15 protein-coding genes are annotated in these 16,675 nt (G+C 57.9%); 9 read left to right on the top strand and 6 right to left on the bottom strand.

Features of this window, described 5'->3' with window-relative positions:
• Together Q0G18_RS06205 and Q0G18_RS06200 are read left to right on the top strand one after the other, a co-directional pair.
• Positions 1 to 211: hypothetical protein (locus Q0G18_RS06205; protein WP_297150831.1), on the top strand; the 211-nt coding region annotated here is incomplete at its 5' end.
• Between the two features lie 149 nt (positions 212 to 360).
• Positions 361 to 681 (top strand): DUF1292 domain-containing protein, encoded by a 321-nt coding sequence (locus tag Q0G18_RS06200; protein ID WP_297150827.1) that lies wholly within the window; start codon positions 361 to 363, stop codon positions 679 to 681.
• Positions 682 to 878: 197 nt separating this feature from the next.
• Here the strand turns inward: Q0G18_RS06200 and vsr are convergent, their stop codons facing one another.
• On the bottom strand, positions 879 to 2,342 hold the full coding sequence (gene vsr, locus Q0G18_RS06195) for a DNA mismatch endonuclease Vsr (RefSeq protein WP_297150824.1): 1,464 nt from the start codon (positions 2,340 to 2,342) through the stop codon (positions 879 to 881).
• Between the two features lie 415 nt (positions 2,343 to 2,757).
• On the opposite strand from vsr, the gene nrdD reads away from it, so the two are divergent.
• Positions 2,758 to 4,980 (top strand): anaerobic ribonucleoside-triphosphate reductase, encoded by a 2,223-nt coding sequence (nrdD, locus tag Q0G18_RS06190; RefSeq protein ID WP_297150821.1) that lies wholly within the window; start codon positions 2,758 to 2,760, stop codon positions 4,978 to 4,980.
• 177 nt (positions 4,981 to 5,157) lie between these two features.
• Here the strand turns inward: nrdD and Q0G18_RS06185 are convergent, their stop codons facing one another.
• The 3 genes from Q0G18_RS06185 to nrfD form a co-directional block, all read right to left on the bottom strand.
• Positions 5,158 to 6,117 carry a slipin family protein gene (locus tag Q0G18_RS06185; protein ID WP_297150818.1) on the bottom strand — a complete coding sequence of 320 codons (960 nt, stop codon included), beginning with the start codon at positions 6,115 to 6,117 and terminating at the stop codon, positions 5,158 to 5,160.
• Positions 6,104 to 6,544 carry a GntR family transcriptional regulator gene (locus Q0G18_RS06180; protein WP_297150814.1) on the bottom strand — a complete coding sequence of 147 codons (441 nt, stop codon included), beginning with the start codon at positions 6,542 to 6,544 and terminating at the stop codon, positions 6,104 to 6,106. The genes Q0G18_RS06185 and Q0G18_RS06180 overlap by 14 nt, the downstream gene beginning before the upstream one ends.
• A 66-nt stretch (positions 6,545 to 6,610) precedes the next feature.
• Positions 6,611 to 7,480, bottom strand: a complete 870-nt coding sequence (nrfD, locus tag Q0G18_RS06175; protein WP_297150811.1) for an NrfD/PsrC family molybdoenzyme membrane anchor subunit — start codon at positions 7,478 to 7,480, stop codon at positions 6,611 to 6,613.
• A gap of 279 nt (positions 7,481 to 7,759) precedes the next feature.
• On the opposite strand from nrfD, the gene Q0G18_RS06170 reads away from it, so the two are divergent.
• From Q0G18_RS06170 to Q0G18_RS06145, 6 genes are all read left to right on the top strand, one after another.
• Complete coding sequence (locus Q0G18_RS06170) at positions 7,760 to 8,518, top strand: DmsC/YnfH family molybdoenzyme membrane anchor subunit (protein ID WP_297150808.1); 759 nt, start codon at positions 7,760 to 7,762, stop codon at positions 8,516 to 8,518.
• Between the two features lie 15 nt (positions 8,519 to 8,533).
• Positions 8,534 to 11,017 carry a molybdopterin-dependent oxidoreductase gene (locus Q0G18_RS06165; protein WP_297150806.1) on the top strand — a complete coding sequence of 828 codons (2,484 nt, stop codon included), beginning with the start codon at positions 8,534 to 8,536 and terminating at the stop codon, positions 11,015 to 11,017.
• A gap of 13 nt (positions 11,018 to 11,030) precedes the next feature.
• Positions 11,031 to 11,696 carry a 4Fe-4S dicluster domain-containing protein gene (locus tag Q0G18_RS06160; protein ID WP_158048747.1) on the top strand — a complete coding sequence of 222 codons (666 nt, stop codon included), beginning with the start codon at positions 11,031 to 11,033 and terminating at the stop codon, positions 11,694 to 11,696.
• Positions 11,697 to 11,759: 63 nt separating this feature from the next.
• Positions 11,760 to 12,506 (top strand): molecular chaperone TorD family protein, encoded by a 747-nt coding sequence (locus Q0G18_RS06155; RefSeq protein ID WP_297150802.1) that lies wholly within the window; start codon positions 11,760 to 11,762, stop codon positions 12,504 to 12,506.
• An 11-nt stretch (positions 12,507 to 12,517) separates the two neighbouring features.
• A complete protein-coding gene (locus Q0G18_RS06150) occupies positions 12,518 to 13,207 on the top strand; it encodes a ferric reductase-like transmembrane domain-containing protein (RefSeq protein WP_297150799.1) in 690 nt (229 codons plus the stop codon).
• A gap of 127 nt (positions 13,208 to 13,334) precedes the next feature.
• On the top strand, positions 13,335 to 14,189 hold the full coding sequence (locus tag Q0G18_RS06145; RefSeq protein WP_297150797.1) for a uracil-DNA glycosylase: 855 nt from the start codon (positions 13,335 to 13,337) through the stop codon (positions 14,187 to 14,189).
• On the opposite strand, the gene Q0G18_RS06140 is transcribed toward Q0G18_RS06145, so the two are convergent.
• Together Q0G18_RS06140 and Q0G18_RS06135 are read right to left on the bottom strand one after the other, a co-directional pair.
• Complete coding sequence (locus Q0G18_RS06140; protein ID WP_297150793.1) at positions 14,164 to 14,985, bottom strand: alpha/beta hydrolase-fold protein; 822 nt, start codon at positions 14,983 to 14,985, stop codon at positions 14,164 to 14,166. The genes Q0G18_RS06145 and Q0G18_RS06140 overlap by 26 nt on opposite strands.
• A gap of 9 nt (positions 14,986 to 14,994) precedes the next feature.
• Positions 14,995 to 16,608: a peptide chain release factor 3 gene (locus Q0G18_RS06135; protein ID WP_297150790.1), complete on the bottom strand. Its 1,614-nt coding sequence runs from the start codon at positions 16,606 to 16,608 to the stop codon at positions 14,995 to 14,997.
• Positions 16,609 to 16,675 lie beyond the last annotated feature (67 nt).

Raw genomic sequence — 16,675 nt, 5'->3', positions numbered from 1 at the left:
CATCCAGCGCTGGTTCCTGAACCGCCTTCCGGGTGCGGCTGTTCCCGCTGTGGCTGCGGCGGCTGCTGGTGATGCGGCTTCTTCGGTGGACGCTGGCGCTTCCGAGGGCGCGACGGCTGTGACTTCGGCAGTGTCTCCCCACGATGCGGCGGTTTCGCCCGACTTCGGCAAGAAGAAGCCTTCGCGTGCCGAGCGCAAGGGGAAGAGGTAAGGCGGAGCGGTTTTTGCCAGGTTGCGCGAATGCGATTGATTTGCGAGCCCTCGCACGATAAGGCGGGGGCTCGCTCTATACTTACGGGTAAGACTTACAGCTAGGAGAATGCGGCACCCAATCGGTGCGCGAAGAGAGAGGAGCGCCCCGTGCGCGAAGGTTCGAACCCTAATTTTTGCCCGCCCGTCAAGGAGGGCTTGACCATCAACTTCGAGGACTCCAAAGGCGACGCGACCGTTTTGGAGTTTCTCGGCCTGCTTCTGCATGGCGGCCATCGCTATGGCATTTTCTTTCCGGTGAGCGAAGAGGAGCCGGCACTTTCCTCCGGTGAGGTGATCATTCTAGAGGCGGTGGAGTTCGACGAAGACGACCAGCCGTCCGGCTTCGAGCTCGTGGAAGACGAGGGCGTGGCGATGGAAGTGTACGCTGCGTTCCAGGAAGCGACGAAGGACCTCTACGGCTTCGAGTAGGAGCTGGCCCTCGTTGCGACAATCAAGGGAATGGACGAAGCGCTGCGCCGGCGATGGTGCAGCGCTTCGTTGTTGAATGGGTCCATTTTGTTGTGGGCGGATTTACTCGCCGCCCCGTTGCCGAGTGCTGATGGCGCGACTGTCAACGGCTGCTCGGGAGTGAGGCTGCGAGTGCGTGGCTGGCTTTGCGAGGCGCCCTATTTCGCGAACGCTTCCTCCAGTATGCGCTCGAAGGGCTCTTTCGATGCGGCAGCCTTCGCAAGCAGGGCGTCTTTCTTGTCGCGCGTGAGGCGCTTGAAGCGATATTCTGCGCTCATCGCGTCGTGCTTGGTGGGGAATTCCGCGCTTGCGAGCAGGGTGAGCGGCCCGCGCCCGCGCGTGTACTTTGCACCCGTGCCTGCGCGATGCTGGGCGAGGCGTGCCTCGATGTCGGGGGTGTAGCCGGTGTAGAGCGTGCCATCGCCACATTCGAGGACGTAGAGGTAGTAGCGCTTGGGCTCGCTTGTCGGTGTGCTTGCCGGTGCGCTTGCGGCAGGCGTAACCTCTTTCCCCAGCTCATTCGCGAGTTCGGGGAGAAGCTTCGCCAGCGTGGCATCGATCGTCTTCTTTTTCAGCTCGCATTCCCATACCACGTGAACGCGCCAGCCGTCTGCTTCGAGCGCGGCGACGTTCTCGCGGTCGCGCTCGACGTTTCGCTCGAACTTCGCAGTCCAGTACTCCACGTTCTTCTTCGGGGTTGAAAGTTTGCAGTGCGGGCATCGGTGCCAGAAGCATCCGTTCACGAACACGCAGACTTTCTTGCCTGGCCAGGCGATATCGGGGTGCCCCGCGACCTTCCACTGCAGACGGTATCCGCCAAGTCCCGCCGCGCGCAGCCGTTCGCGCATCAAAAGCTCGGGCTTGGTGTTGGCGCGCTTGTTTCCCTGCATCGACTTGTGCACCGCGAAGTTCGAGGCGGCAGGGGCGTCGATTCGTATGGTGCCATAGGAAATGGATCCGCCTTTGCGGGCGCGGGTGGTCGCGCTTCCCTTTGCGCGGCCGCGGCGCGGCTCTTCAGGAGTGCCTTCGTCTGCCGTCGTTTCCCGTTGCTGGTCTTCTTTCGCCAGTTCGTCGATAATCGCGTGGAGCTCGTCGCCCCAGCGCTCGATGAGGCGCTCGGTTTTCCAGGCGGCGTTCGCAGGGCTTGTCGAGGGGAGTACGTGCGCGACAAGCCCGACCTTCCACTGCAGGTAGCGCTTGTAGAGGCGGCCTGCCGTGGCGCCGTTGCAGATGACGGCCTCGATGCGTGCGGTTTCGGTGATGCGCTCGATGTGCGCGGGCACGACGTTTTTGATGCTCGCGTCCGAGGACCCCTTAATGTCGCACTTCTCGATGGCATCCCACAGCGCGATGCCGCCCTCGAGGAGAAGCGCCTTCTTCGCGGCGATCGACTCTTCAAGCGATGCCACGCTGCCGTTCGGGGGCAGGGGCTCGCCTTCGTTGGGCGGCACCGGCTTGCCGAGGGAGTGCGCGATGACGCGCCAGAAGCGGTTTTGCGGGTTGCCATAGTAGAAGGCGTTTGCGCGCGAGAGCACCGAGGGAAACGACCCTAGCACGAGGATGCGGGAATGCTCGTCGAATACCGGGTCGAACCCGTGCGAGATATGCTGATAGCTTGCCATGCGTGAAAGTATAGCGCAGCCGCGGTGCTGCGCTTGTCAACCCCCTCCCGCGAGCCTTCGGCGCACAAAAAATTTTCTCCTGGGGTTTTGCGGTGGTGGAAAACTGCGTTTTCGAGGAGCTCAAACAATGCGCGCCTTTCGTGACGAGGTGGGGTTATGCCGTTTTTTGGGCAAGTGGAAAACTATCGGGAAAACACCATCTATGGATTTTTCCAAACAAGAAAACACAATATATAGTGTTTGAATGTCGTATCATAAGCACAACAGATAGGCGGATGCGCAGGCGTCCGCACGCAGTAAACCCCTCAAAGATCGTGAGCAGCGTCTCTGACGTCGGGAAATACCTTCCCGCACGGTCGTGTCCCCATTACGGGCGACCAAGACGGTTTCAGATAAGCAACGAGGAGGAAGTGCCATGAAGATCATCAAACGCAGCGGCTCGGAAGTGCCCTTCGACATCGACAAGATTGTGAACGCCATCAAGGCTGCCAACAACGAGGTTCCGCAAAACGAGCGCTTGACCGACGAGCAGGTTGCGCTCGCCGCCCATAGCGTCGAGTGGCTGTGCGGTCGCTCGGGCCACACCGTGTCGGTCGAGGAAATCCAGGACATGGTGGAAGACCAGATCATGGCGCAGGGCCGCTACACCGTGGCGCGCAAGTACATCATCTACCGCTACGTGCAGTCCTTAAAGCGCCACTCCAACACGACCGACGACAAGATCCTCTCGCTCATCGAGTGCAACAACGAAGAGGCGAAGCAGGAGAACTCCAACAAGAACCCCACGGTGAACTCCGTGCAGCGCGACTATATGGCGGGCGAGGTGTCCAAGGACATCACGATGCGCCTGCTGCTTCCGCCTGAGGTGGTGCGCGCGCACAACGAAGGCATCATCCACTTCCACGATTCCGACTACTTCGCGCAGCATATGCACAACTGCGACCTGGTGAATCTGGAAGATATGCTGCAGAACGGCACCGTCATCTCGGGTACCATGATCGAGCGCCCGCACAGCTTCTCCACTGCCTGCAACATTGCGACGCAGATCATCGCGCAGGTGGCCAGCTGCCAGTACGGCGGGCAGTCTATCTCGCTCACACATTTGGCGCCCTTTGTCGACGTTTCCCGCCAGAAGATCCGCCGCCAGGTGCTTCAGGAAATCAACCAGCTTGGGCTCGAGGCAAACGCCGACCGCATCGCCGAAGTGGTGGAAGGCCGCCTGCGCGACGAGATCCGCCGCGGCGTGCAGACCATCCAGTACCAGGTCGTCACGCTGATGACCACCAACGGCCAGGCTCCGTTCGTCACCGTGTTCATGTACCTGAACGAGGCTCGCTCCGAGGCGGAGAAGCACGACCTCGCCATGATCATCGAGGAGACGCTGCGCCAGCGCTACGAGGGCGTGAAAAACGAGGCCGGGGTGTGGATCACGCCGGCGTTCCCCAAGCTCATCTACGTGCTCGAGGAAGACAATGTGCGCGAGGACTCGCCGTATTTCTATCTCACGCAGATGGCGGCGAAGTGCACGGCGAAGCGCATGGTGCCCGACTATATCTCCGAGAAGAAGATGCGCGAGATGAAGCTGTCCAAGGGCGAGACCGAAGGCAACGGTGATTGCTACACGTGCATGGGATGCCGCAGCTTCCTTACGCCCGACCGTTCCGGCAACGGCTACGACAACGTGGCGAACGCGGGCAACTACGAGCCGGGCAAGCCGAAGTACTATGGGCGCTTCAACCAGGGCGTTGTGACCATCAGCCTGCCTGATGTGGCGCTTTCTTCTCATGGCGACAAGGCGAAGTTCTGGGAGATTTTCGACGAGCGTCTCGAGCTGTGCCGCAAGGCTCTCATGTGCCGCCATAATCGCCTGAAGGGCACGCTTTCCGATGCCGCGCCGATTCTGTGGCAGTATGGTGCGCTTGCGCGCCTCGAGAAGGGCGAGCCGATCGACAAGCTGCTCTACGGCGGGTATTCCACCATTTCGCTTGGTTACGCGGGGCTCTACGAGTGCGTGAAGTACATGACCGGCCACAGCCACACCGAGGCGGAGGGCACGCCGTTCGCCATGGAGGTCATGCAGCACATGAACGGCAAGTGTGCCGAGTGGAAGGCGGAGACCAATATCGACTTCTCGCTCTACGGCACGCCGCTCGAGTCGACCACGTACAAGTTCGCGAAGGCGCTGCAGCGTCGCTTCGGCGTGATTCCCGGCATTACCGACAAGGGCTACATCACGAACAGCTACCACGTGCATGTGACCGAGCAGATCGACGCCTTCGACAAGCTGAAGTTCGAAAGCGCATTCCAGCGTCTGTCTCCGGGCGGGGCTATCAGCTATGTTGAAGTCCCCAACATGCAGGACAACCTGAAGGCCGTCATCCGCGTTATGCAGTACATCTACGACAACATCATGTACGCGGAGCTCAACACGAAGAGCGATTATTGCCAGGTGTGTGGCTTCGACGGTGAGATTCAGATTGTGGAAGACGACGGCAAGCTGGTGTGGGAGTGCCCGCACTGCGGCAATCGCGATCAGGAAAAGCTCAACGTTGCACGTCGCACCTGCGGATACATCGGCACGCAGTTCTGGAACCAGGGCCGTACGCAGGAAATCAAGGACCGCGTGCTGCACCTGTAGCGAATAGGCTCCTAAGTGTTCAGAAGGCCGCCCTCGGGCGGCCTTCTTTCGTTTGAGGTGAGGTGGGCTGAACAGCTGCGAAGCGCTCGGGCATATTCTGACGCTGGGCCGAACTGCGCGCTGTTCGCTCGCGGTTTGCCGGTTGCGTTGGGCGGCGCAGCGCTCTGCTTAGATGCGCTATTGCTGCGTTGGGGGCGTGGTGCCTGCTGTTTTCTCGACGAAGCCCTCGGCATAAGAGCTCGGCACGACAAGCGAGCCGCCCGATTCGCGCAGGCTCTGGTTTACCAGGTGCATCTGGCGTAGCTTGAAGGCGATTTCGTCATTTTGGTAGATTTCGGTGGCATCATGGAGCATGGCGGCCACATCCTTCTCGACCTCCGCGAGCACGATGCGTGCGTCCTTTTCACGCTCTGCTTTCGCTGCTGCCGCCATGGCGTTTTGGAGCTCTTTCGGGATCACGATGTCGCGGATTTCCACTGAGATGATGGATATGCCCCAAGGGCTTGTTTTCTCTTCAATCTTGTCGCGGAGTTCCTGGTCCAACTTGTCGCGATGGACGGTTACGTCGGACAAGCTGTTTCTGCCGATCGCGTCGCGAAGTGCTGTCTGCGACGCCATCGACACGGCGTCGTAGTAGTTCTCCACTTCCATGCAGGCTTTTTCCGCGTCCCAAATCATCCAGAATATGGCAGCATCCACATTGACGGGCACGAGGTCTGAAGTCAAAATCTCCTCGGCGCTAAAGCCTGTCAGCATCGTGCGCAGGTCTGCTTTGAGTGCGACGTGCTCGATGAAGGGGATAGTGAAATAGGGGCCAGGTCCCGCCATGCGGTTAAATGCGCCTAGGCGCAAGATGACGTCGCGTTCCCATTGCGAAGCGATGTGCACCGTGAAAATGGCTATCGTTGCCAAAGCGAATCCGATGCACAGAACCCAGATATTCATTGCGCCGGCAATTAAGTATCCGATAACGGCGACAAGTGCGAACACGATGATGAACGTGAACGCCGAAAACACATTCGCAGCGTTGTCGTTCACGTGCCTGGTGCTCGGAGAATTCAAGAACTCGATTTCGGCGGAACGGGCGTTTACGGCTTGTGCAGCAGCGTTTTTCGTCTTGTTGTTAAGAAATCCCATAGTCACGCTTCTCCTCTTCTGCTTCACGGGACTTGCGCTCCATATCGTCGATGACTGAAAGCATGCGATCGCGGGTCTCGCGATACGTCATGCCCTTCGATCGGTATTGTCTGATGCAGTTTTCGAGCAGGGCATCGATTGCATCCTCTTCGGATTCGTCAGGCGAAATGTCTCGCTGCACGAACATGCCGCGTCCTCGTACGGATACAATCAACCCAGAAAGCTCGAGGTCGCGATACGCTTTCGTCACGGTGTTGTAATTGATCTTTGCGTCTGCTGCTAACCCGCGTACACTGGGAAGCTGCTCTCCCGGCTTGAGAACACCCGTGCGGATCAGGTAGGAGAAGCGGTTTCGCAGCTGGGCCCATATGGGCAGGTCGGATGCTTCGTCTACGCGAAATACAACGTTGTCTTCATTAGTTTGCAATCTGTCACCTTTTTGGATCGATCTTGTCGTTTTTCGTCGTTTGCGGTCTATGGTGGTATAGCTTCATCAATGGGCCCCGCATGCAATCAGGCAGTACCGTAGGCATAGCCCGCCGAACAAGCATACAAAATCGGATACGGGTATGGTGCGGCATTCCTTGCGCGTTGCCGAGTAGGTTTCAAGCGTGAGGGGCACCACGATTCCTGCGCCCATTACGCCAACGAGTGCTATGGCCAGCATATCGGGCTCCATCAAAAGATTGACGGACGCGTTTGCCGAGGGGTTGCCAAATGTTGCAAAGGAAAAGATGGCCAGAAAGATCGCTTCTGCAATAAGGCACGCTATATGGCAAAGTTGAAGCGGCTTGGTCGCGCGCAACAGAAGAGACTGCCCTTGCGTGACCCAGTCAATTAAAAGCACTACAGATACGCCTGACGAAAGAGATGAAAGAACGAATAGGGCGATAATTGACCAATGATTCCAGAAAGGTATGCCACCTTGGAACAGGAATACTCCCGTATATGCCATTGTCGCCAGTGCCCCTACGCAGCAGAGTATCTCGACGACGCCTCGTGCGCGTCCGTGAAGCGAAAGGGGGCTTTGCGATAGCGATGCGAGAGACAGCAAAGTTGCCATAAGCGCTTCAATGGCAAGCGTGTAGGCACCGAAGGTGATGACGGTGGGATGAGGATGGAGAAACACTAATAACGCGCGTCCGGGATTTCCCAGGTCCCACAGCAGGCAAACCATGGCGAACACGAGCAAGACGACGCCTGCGATATACACACGCCGTCGCAACGCTTCGAATGCGGTTTGTAATCGAGAGGGGCGCTGTGCTCGTCGAAAGAGGAGACTCCACACAGAGACGACGAAAAGCGCACCTGCAGCCGTGCCGCCTAGAAATAAATATGCTATGACCAATGAACCGTAGAGCATGTCCTCGTCTGTTCTCTTCGACTACTGTTATTATCCCACGAAATGATGCAATAGGGAAATACCTATTGACTGATGCAGTGAATCGCAATACTATGACACCAACGAATGGATACGGCTTGTTCTGTCGGCCGCGGAGGGGTGCCGTAATTCCATCCGAGGGGTGTATCTCGCGAAAAAGGCGAGCGCTCAAAATCTATTGGGGGTCAGTCCGGAGGGGAACGGCGTAGCGCGCGATCGCTTACCTATCTTCGGCACCGAGGCTGATAGCGAGGTGTTGCAATGATTTCTGAGTTTCCGTTGCTTCTGTTTACGACATTGGCAGGTGTAGCTGCCGGCGCGTATGTGGTGAGTGTTGCGTTTCCGGTGGGCAAAGACGCTAAGAAGGCGTGGCTGTTCCCGCTGGTGTGCTTGGTGCTTTTGGCTGTGGGCTTGGCAGGCCTGCCGTTGCACCTGGGTCGTCCCGAGCGTTTGTTCGTCGCGCTCTCGCAGCCTGGCGCTATGATTGCTCAGGAGGCGTACTGGTCGATAGCCCTGGGCGTTATTCTGTTGATTGATCTGGTGATTTCCAAGACGAAGGGCGCTTCTCCTCGTGGGCTGCGCATCGTGGGTGGTATTGCCGCATTGGGTCTTATGCTCGTGATGTCTAATGCCTATTTCGTGTCCATTGGCGTGACTGCATGGGCGTCGTGGCAGACGTTTCTGCTGTTTATCCTTGGTGACTTGGCCATGGGTGCTGTGTTCCTTGCTCTTCTCGAGTCCGATCTGATGAAGAACGGCACGTATCTGACGGCTTCTGCCGCATTGAGCGCATTCGCTGCTGTGGGTGTTGTGCTCGAAGCTGTGCACTTTGCAAGCGTCGGTGCGAGTATGGTGCTTTTGGCCGTTGGTGCTGTAGTCGTAGCCGTTGCTGCTGCTCTGCAGTTCATGACAAGGTCGGGCAAAATGTCTGCCGCAACTGCCGTAAAGGTTGCGTTTGCCTGCGCGTTCGTCGGTATTGCCCTGGCTCGCTACGGTTTCTATGCCGCGTGTGCTCTGTAAGGAAAGGGAGAAAAGATGACTGATATTGCTTCCAGCAATTTCCGCGGCTTTACCCGCCGTTCGTTTATCGCAGGAGCTGCAGCCCTCACTGCCGCTGGCGTTCTTTCTGGCTGCTCGTCAAACACTGGCGGTTTGGCGCCGCATACGGCGGATTCGTCGAAGGCTGGCACCGAAGAGATATTTTCCGGCTCATGCCGCTCGCAGTGCATCCAGGGCTGTTATCTGAACGTGCACGTGCGCGATGGGCAGATCGTGCGGACTACGGCCGGCCACATCGAAGAGGAGCCTTTCTATGAGCATATCTGCCCGAAGGGCTTGAGCCATCCTGCGCGTGTGTACAGTGCGGGTCGTTTGCAGTATCCCATGCGTCGCGTGGGCGAACGCGGTGCAGGCGAGTTTGAGCGCATCAGCTGGGATGAGGCCATTCAGGAGATAACCGACAAATGGAAAGGTTATCGGGAAGAGTATGGTCCGGAGTCCATCGCGTTTTTCTTGGGGAGCGGAAACACTGCTGTTTTGGGCGGAGGAACTGCCGATGGGTCGGTTATGCAGCATCTGCAGACCGTTATGGGGGCTTGCAGCGTGCTTCCCGACCGCGATATCGCTTTCCAATCGGCTATGGTGAAAGTATTCGGCCCCGGATCTGCGTTCGTCAGCCCGCTCGAGTGGAACGGCGCAAACCATATTGTCATTTGGGGCTGCAATCCTGCCGTTTCCTGCAAGCGCATGATGCATTTTTACCTTGACGCCAAGGATGCTGGCGCGCAGCTCACAACAATTGACATCCAGTACAACACGAATGCGGCAAAGTCCGATTGGTTCGTTCCAGTGCATCCTGCTACCGATGGAGCGCTCGTGTTCGGCATACTGAGCGAGGTCCTGGCACAAGGCTGGCAAGACACTGAATTTATGCGCGCCCATTCCGAAGCCCCGTTCCTCGTAAAAGAGGACAACACCTTCCTGCGTATGAGTGATTTGGGCGTTGCTCCTACTACGGGGAAAAATGCATATGGCATGGAAGTGACCATCGATCCCGAAGTCGTATGGGATGAGGCGACGCAATCTGCGAAGTCCCATCTGGAAGCCGAAAAGCCGGCGCTCGAGAATGTTCCTGAAGAGGTCGAAGGCTTTAAGGTGCGTCTGGTGTGGGATATGGCTCTCGAGGCTATCGGCAAATGGACTCCCGAAAAGGCTTCTGAGGTTACGGGAGTGCCCGTCGAAGACATCAAACGCCTCGCTCGCATGTACGGCCAGGAAGGCCCAGTGCTCACTGGCATGAATCAGGGCCTGAACCACTACTTCAACGCCATCTATACGTACGATCTCATCTTCTTGCTTATGGTTGTTACCGGCAACATTGGCAAGGAATCCGCTGGTCTTATCTCCGGAGGCGGTAGCTTCGGTGTCAGCAACTCGAACGGCTGCATCAATCAGCCGAGCTCTAAGGGCGAAAAGCCTGCTGGACCTGGTCGAAATATCAACTGGACGGCACTGTACAGCATCATTCACGATCAAGAGCTGCTGGGCAAGCCGTTCCCTCTGAAGAGCTTGTATTGTTCGTGTACTAACATTGTGTCGAATCAGACCGAGCAGAACGAAACCATCAAGTCGCTCAAGGAGGTTGAGTTCTTGGTTGTCGAGGAGATGACCATGAGCGATACGGCTTTGTACGCCGATATCTTGCTTCCTGCGTGTCATTGGTTCGAGTGCGAGGACTTGCGCGTTCGCTCGTACAATATGCCCTATCTGGTGTACAACGATAAAGCGACTGAGCCTCTGTATGAGAGCAAGTCCGACTTCGAGATCTACAAGATGATTGGTTCGGCGATGGGCTTCGAGGACTTCTTCGACTTCTCGGAAAAGGACTACATCTCTTTGTGGCTCAACAGTCCCGTGGCGAAAAAAGAAGGCATTACGTACGATTCTCTTCGTGAAACGAAGATTGCCCGCAACCATCAGCTCAAGGAGAATCCCTTCATGGGCGGCAAGTTCTTCCATCAGAGCGGCCGTGCGAAAATGTGGACGGAAAAGGTCGTTCCTGAATATAACTTGGGCCAGGAAATCGACGAAAGCAAGGAGCATCTGCTTTTCTACTGGGAGCCTGCGCGGGAGGCGAACTTGGAGGCGCCAATCCGCGAAAAGTATCCCTTCTCGGTCCTCGGCGAGCATATGCGCACACGCAACCATACGCAATGGTGGGACGTGGACTACATGAAGGAATACGAGCGGCAGCCTATTGCCCGATTCAACCCCGATGATGCAAAGGAGCTGGGGATATCCGAGGGTGATACCGTGCGCCTTTACAATGATCGCGGTTCGGTAACGTTGCTTGCCACTATCAATTCCGGCCAGGCGCCAAAGACCATCAACTGCCCTCGCAGCTTCCTTACCCGTGAGCATATCGATGGCGACTTCGCCACTATTTCGTTTAACGACTACAACCAAGTAACACGAAATCAGTGCTACTTCGACCAGGCTGTGGCCGTCGAGAAGCTGTAGGAGGATTGATATTATGACTCGATACGGAATGGCTATCGACCTTGAGCGTTGCGTTGGTTGCCAGGCGTGCGCCACGGCATGTAAAATCGCGAATAATCTGCCTAAGAACATCACTTACAACACGGTATATACGAAAACGAGCACCGATCCCGATGATTTTGGCACAGCGGTTGTGCACGGGGCAGTTGCCAACGACAACGCATTCGGCGAATTCCCGAATTGCGTGCTGGAATTCCTTCCAGTGCAGTGTCAGCATTGCGAGAATCCTCCTTGTCTGAGGGTATGCCCGACGGGTGCGACGAAGAAGCGCGACGATGGAATCGTATATGTGGACTCGTCGCTGTGCATCGGTTGCCGTTCGTGTATGATGGCGTGCCCTTACGATAATGTCCGCTCGATGAACGAGGGGGAACCCGAGTACTATCTCGATGTCGTGGTGGGAGAGGCCGATGCCCCTATTCACGAGGCAGGAACGGTGGAGAAGTGCACGTTCTGCCACAATTTGATCGATAGGGGAGAGGTTCCGGCATGCATGCAGCTGTGCATGGGCCGTGCGCGGTATTGGGGTGATTTGGACGATCCGGAGTCGGAGGTTTCGAAGGCTATCGAGGGGCGCAACTATTACAAGCTGCGCGAATCGGTAGGGACTGGCCCTAACGTGTTCTACCTGACCAAGTAACTGTGTTATTCGAGCCGTCGTTTCCTAAAGGATGCGGCGGCTCTGAATTGAACGGAGCGATTCATGAGCGAAAGCGTTGATCGAAAACTGCACAGAGCCGTGGGTTTGTCCGATCTCGCAGCGCTTTTAGCAGCGGGCTTCTCTTTCCCGAATGAGCAGATTGCTCAGGCGCTTTCCGATGGGCGGTTTCTCGCCGATTGGCGCGCGAGCATGATTGATGCTTGCGGGGAAGAATCTGAGGGGGATGCGGGTCTGGCGAGTCATTGCGCTGAGGCGTTTGCGGGAGTCGAGCAGGGGTCTCTTCGCCGTGAGTACAGCCGATTGTTTTTGGCGCCAGGCGTCGACGTGTTGATCTGGCCTTATGAAAGCCCTTTCATGCATCGCATGATGGGCGCTGAGGGTGATCCGTCATTGTTCCGAACCCGAATCGCTATAGATGTTGAGCACCGTATGGCGGAATCGGGTGTAACCACGGTCGATTTGCGTCGTGAGCCTGTCGATAGCATTTTCCACGAATTGGAGTTTTTGGCGCATCTGCATGCGTGCGTGGCTGAAGCTGTGCGGGTCGGAGATGCCGCTGCTGAAGCGGGGTGGCGGGATCGCTTAGATTCTTTTGCCCGCGACCATTTTTTGAAATGGTGTCCTCGTTTCATGTCTGAAGTAAGGAGTCTTAGCCAGCTGGCTGCATATCAGGCTTTGTCCGATATGGGCAAGCGGTACATGTGCGAATTGGCAGCCGAAGTGGGTCTCGAAGCGAGTCTTGCATTGGAAGGCGCTGGGGACGAAACCGTTTCTCCTCGTACTTCCTGAAAGGCGGTTTCATGGCATTCTTGATCGTGCTCATATGCGTTGTGGTTGCGGTACTTTTGCTGAAGCCTGCCATTAAGAAGGCGCCGGCAATCTGGTATGCTGCGGCGATTGTGCTGGCGCTGCTCTATATAGGGGTATTGCAGGGTTTGCTACCTCTGTCGGCGCCCGTGCGCAACGTGCTGTTCTTGCTATTGCAGAAAGGCACGCTGGCGGTTGCCCTGTTTACCGTGGTGATGTTTGTCGGGGTCTTTCCGCGTGATTCGAAGCTGCGCAAATATCTGTCTCCTATTCGGGCGGAGCTTTCCATTATTGCGTGCATGCTGATAGTAGGGCATATTCTCGCATACTGCCTGACCTATGTTCCGCGCGTGTTGGGTGCGGGCGTGATTTCCCCGTTCGTTTCTGTGGGCTTGGGCGTAGCGTTTGCCGTCACCGTACTTCTGATTGTTTTGGGAGCCACATCGTTTAACAGCGTGAAGGCTCGCATGAACTCGCAAACGTGGTTTCGTGTGCAGAAATGGTCATATGTGTTTTTCGGCCTGACCTATGTGCACGTGCTTGCAATGCTTTTGCCGAGCGCTCTCTCTGGCGGCATGACGGCTGCGCAGAGTGTCGTGGCATACACCGTTGTGTTCGGTGCGTACGCAGTGCTTCGCATTGTTCGCGCCATACTGGATCGAAAGCGCGGAGACCTTTTCTAGACTACTCTCTTCCAACTCGGGGGGAGCGTTTCCCCTTCAGCTTCCCCCGAGGCCCCTTCTTCTCTTTGCTGCCTCGTGGGAAAGCAGTCGCTTTGTTCGCTAAAATGGACGAGCGCAAAGCTGTGAATTGGCTCTGCGGGAAGACGACCGGTTGGAGGCGACGGTGGAAAAACAGGAATCGATCGATGCGTGGTTCGCGCTCGTTTCCGAGCAGGTGAAGGCGACTGCACAGCGATTGCTCTTAGAGGTTGACGACCTGCGAAGGGAAGAGACCATCTATCCGTCGCAAGGCGACATCTTGAACGCGCTTGTCTATGTAGCGCCTGGAGACGTCCGCGCCGTCATTCTGGGGCAGGACCCCTACCATGGCCCGGGGCAGGCGATGGGCTTGTCATTCTCGGTGCCCAACGGGGAGAAGCTTCCGCCAAGCTTGCGCAATATCTATAAGGAAATGGCATCTGACCTGGGGTGCAATATGCCCGTGAGCGGTGATTTGTCTGCGTGGGCACAGCAAGGCGTGCTGCTTTTGAACACGACGCTCACCGTGCGGGAGCACGCAGCGAACTCCCACAGTAAGTTGGGTTGGCAGGTGGTTACGACGGCGATCGTCGAGGCGTGCATGCGTTTGCCTCAGCCGGTGGTCTTTTTGGCGTGGGGACGTCCGGCTATCAAGCTGATCGAGAGCGCGAAGGCGCGCGTGTCGAAGGATGCGCTTGAGGGTGGCGCTGGCGTTGCGGGCTCTGGCTCCGATGACCCCGCATCGAGCGGTACCGCCCCCGCTGTCGCCGACGCAACCGGCTCCTCTTCAGGTGACGCTCTTGCCTGCAAGTTCATCCTCAAAAGCACGCACCCCTCGCCGCTTTCGGCATCGCGTGCGGCTGGCGATCTTCCCGCTTTCTTGGGCTCGCGTCCGTTCTCCCGCGCAAACGACCTGCTGAGGGAATGCGGAGTCGAGCCTATCGATTGGGCGCTTGCTGGCTGATTGCCCAGGCGATTCCGCGCGCCATGCGAAGCGCGGGCTCTTTGAAGTGGTTGCCGGGGTTCGACTCGAATCGCGTCGGTACTCCCTTGCTGCGAAATGCGGCTACGACCTCGTGCGTTCCCGTTGCGACGTTGCGCAGAAGCCGGCTCGGGGTCTTCGCCTCTTTGCTGCCAAGCGAGAAATAGGCGCAATCGATTGGACAGGCGAGCGGCGTCTCGGTGGCAAAGTGCGCGAAATCGGGATACCAAAGCGAGCCCGAAGCGCTTGCAACGCGGGAGAAGGACGACGAGTTGAATGACGCCCAGGTGGCGAAGAGTCCTGCAAGCGAGTAACCCGCGACGGTGCGGCAGATGCGGGGACTGTTGGGTTTGCCGCATTCCCGCTCGACCTGGGGGATGATTTCTTCCTCTAACAAGTGAAGCTGATCTTGGGCGTGTCCCGCAAAGGGGGCGTCGTCGGCAAACAGGCCGGGGCATTCCCAAGGCGTAAGGTCGTCGTTCCAGCAGGCGGGCTTGATGGCGACAAGTGTGAAAGGCGGGCAGCCGATGCGCTGGCATTCGCTGAGGACGTCGAGACCGTCGCCGTCGTAAACATGCAGGTAAACGATGTGGTTGAGCTCGTTATTGGTATCGTGATTGCCGCTGCCGCCCAGGCAATTAGTATGCCAAACGGTTACGTGGGAGCCTTCGGCGTCAAATGCACAGAGGGGTATCGAGACCTGTGCGGAGCGAGCAAAACCTGCGCCCGCAGGATCATCTACGGGCGCGCCAAAGGTGTCGTGTCTGCCTCGTTCCATCGTCGCCCCCTAGATGGAGAAGTTGCCGACCTCCGAAAGCTCCAGGTCAGCGTTGCGCTCGCTCGCCCAATTCACGTTCCACGCGCTCGTGAACAAAAGCAGCTTGCGGCCGCGCATGTCCTCGACGCGCAGCGTGTCGCTCGTCAGGTTGAGCTTCGCGATGTCGTAGGTGGAAGGATCGTTCATAATCCAGCGAATCTCGGAATAGGGGAGCGCCTGCCTGCGCACCTCGACGCCGTATTCGCTTTTCAGGCGCTGTTCAAGCACGTCGAGCTGTAGCACGCCGACGACGCCAACGATGACGCTTTCCATGCCGAAGCCCGGCTCGCGGAAAATCTGGATGGCGCCTTCTTGCGCGAGTTCCTCCATACCCTTCACGAACTGCTTGCGTTTGAGCGTGTTCACCTGCGTGACGCGCGCGAAGATCTCGGGCGCGAACGTGGGGATTTCGGGGTATTGAACGCGGCATTTACCTGCGCAAACGGTATCGCCAATCGAAAATATGCCCGGATCGAACAGCCCGACGATGTCGCCCGCGTACGCCTCGTCGACCGTCGCGCGGTCGTCCGCCATAAGCGAGGTTCCCGTGGCGAGCTTCAGCTTTTTGCCGCCCTGCATGTGCATTGCGTCCATGCCGCGCTCGAACTTGCCCGAGCAGATGCGCACGAAGGCGATGCGGTCGCGGTGGTTCTTGTCCATGTTCGCCTGGATTTTGAAGACGAATCCTGAAAACTCGTCGCGCATCGGGTCGACCGGCTCGCCCGTGAGGCAGTCGGTGTAGGGGAGCGGCGTGGGGGTGAGGCGCAGGAACTCTTTCAGGAACGGTTCGACGCCGAAGTTGGTGAGCGCGCTGCCGAAGAACACAGGGGAGAGCTTGCCGGTGCGCACCGCGTTAAGGTCGAGCTCGTCACCTGCGCCGTCGAGCAGCTCGATGTCGTCGATGAGGTTCGCGTGGTTCGCTTCCCCGATAAGGTCGGCAAGCGCGGCGTCGCCGAGTTCGGCCTCGATTTCCGCAACTTTCTTGGTGGCGTTGGCGTGGCCGTCGCCCTCGAAGGCGATGACGCGGCGGGTTTGGCGGTCGAACACGCCGCGGAAGTTCTGCCCGCAGCCGATCGGCCAGTTCATCGGGTAGGTGCCGATGCCGAGCACGGTCTCGATCTCCTCCATGAGGTCGAACGGGTCGCGCGTCTCACGGTCAAGCTTGTTCACGAACGTGAAGATGGGGATATGGCGCAGCGTGCACACCTTGAAAAGCTTCTTCGTCTGCGCCTCGACGCCCTTTGCGCCGTCGATGACCATGACCGCGGCGTCAGCAGCCATGAGTGTGCGGTAGGTGTCTTCCGAAAAATCCTGGTGGCCAGGGGTATCGAGGATGTTCACGCAATAGCCGTCATAGGAGAACTGCAGCACCGAGGAGGTCACGGAGATGCCGCGCTGCTTCTCGATGTCCATCCAATCGGACACGGCGTGCTTCGAGCTGGACTTGCCTTTGACCGAGCCTGCGGTCTGGATGCTGCCGGTGTAGAGCAGGAGCTTCTCGGTGAGGGTCGTCTTGCCCGCATCGGGGTGCGAGATGATGGCGAAGGTGCGCCGTGAGGAAATCTGATCCGTTAGGGTCGACATGCTGGTTCTTTCTCGTGCTCGGAAATGAAATGCCCTGCTCGCGCGGATTGCGAGCGCGGTGCTCGGC

Origin of the sequence: uncultured Ellagibacter sp., from assembly GCF_934636505.1 — a bacterium.
GTDB lineage: Bacteria > Actinomycetota > Coriobacteriia > Coriobacteriales > Eggerthellaceae > Ellagibacter.
This window is presented reverse-complemented; position numbering and strand designations above follow the sequence as displayed.

Bases quoted from the DNA above. Each gene is read 5' to 3' on its own strand.
- Q0G18_RS06165 (WP_297150806.1), top strand. From the start codon at position 8,534: ATGACTGATATTGCTTCCAGCAATTTCCGCGGCTTTACCCGCCGTTCG.
- Q0G18_RS06140 (WP_297150793.1), bottom strand. From the start codon at position 14,985: ATGGAACGAGGCAGACACGACACCTTTGGCGCGCCCGTAGATGATCCT.
- Q0G18_RS06185 (WP_297150818.1), bottom strand. From the start codon at position 6,117: ATGGGATTTCTTAACAACAAGACGAAAAACGCTGCTGCACAAGCCGTA.
- Q0G18_RS06135 (WP_297150790.1), bottom strand. From the start codon at position 16,608: ATGTCGACCCTAACGGATCAGATTTCCTCACGGCGCACCTTCGCCATC.
- vsr (WP_297150824.1), bottom strand. From the start codon at position 2,342: ATGGCAAGCTATCAGCATATCTCGCACGGGTTCGACCCGGTATTCGAC.
- nrfD (WP_297150811.1), bottom strand. From the start codon at position 7,480: ATGCTCTACGGTTCATTGGTCATAGCATATTTATTTCTAGGCGGCACG.
- Q0G18_RS06160 (WP_158048747.1), top strand. From the start codon at position 11,031: ATGACTCGATACGGAATGGCTATCGACCTTGAGCGTTGCGTTGGTTGC.
- Q0G18_RS06170 (WP_297150808.1), top strand. From the start codon at position 7,760: ATGATTTCTGAGTTTCCGTTGCTTCTGTTTACGACATTGGCAGGTGTA.
- nrdD (WP_297150821.1), top strand. From the start codon at position 2,758: ATGAAGATCATCAAACGCAGCGGCTCGGAAGTGCCCTTCGACATCGAC.
- Q0G18_RS06155 (WP_297150802.1), top strand. From the start codon at position 11,760: ATGAGCGAAAGCGTTGATCGAAAACTGCACAGAGCCGTGGGTTTGTCC.
- Q0G18_RS06150 (WP_297150799.1), top strand. From the start codon at position 12,518: ATGGCATTCTTGATCGTGCTCATATGCGTTGTGGTTGCGGTACTTTTG.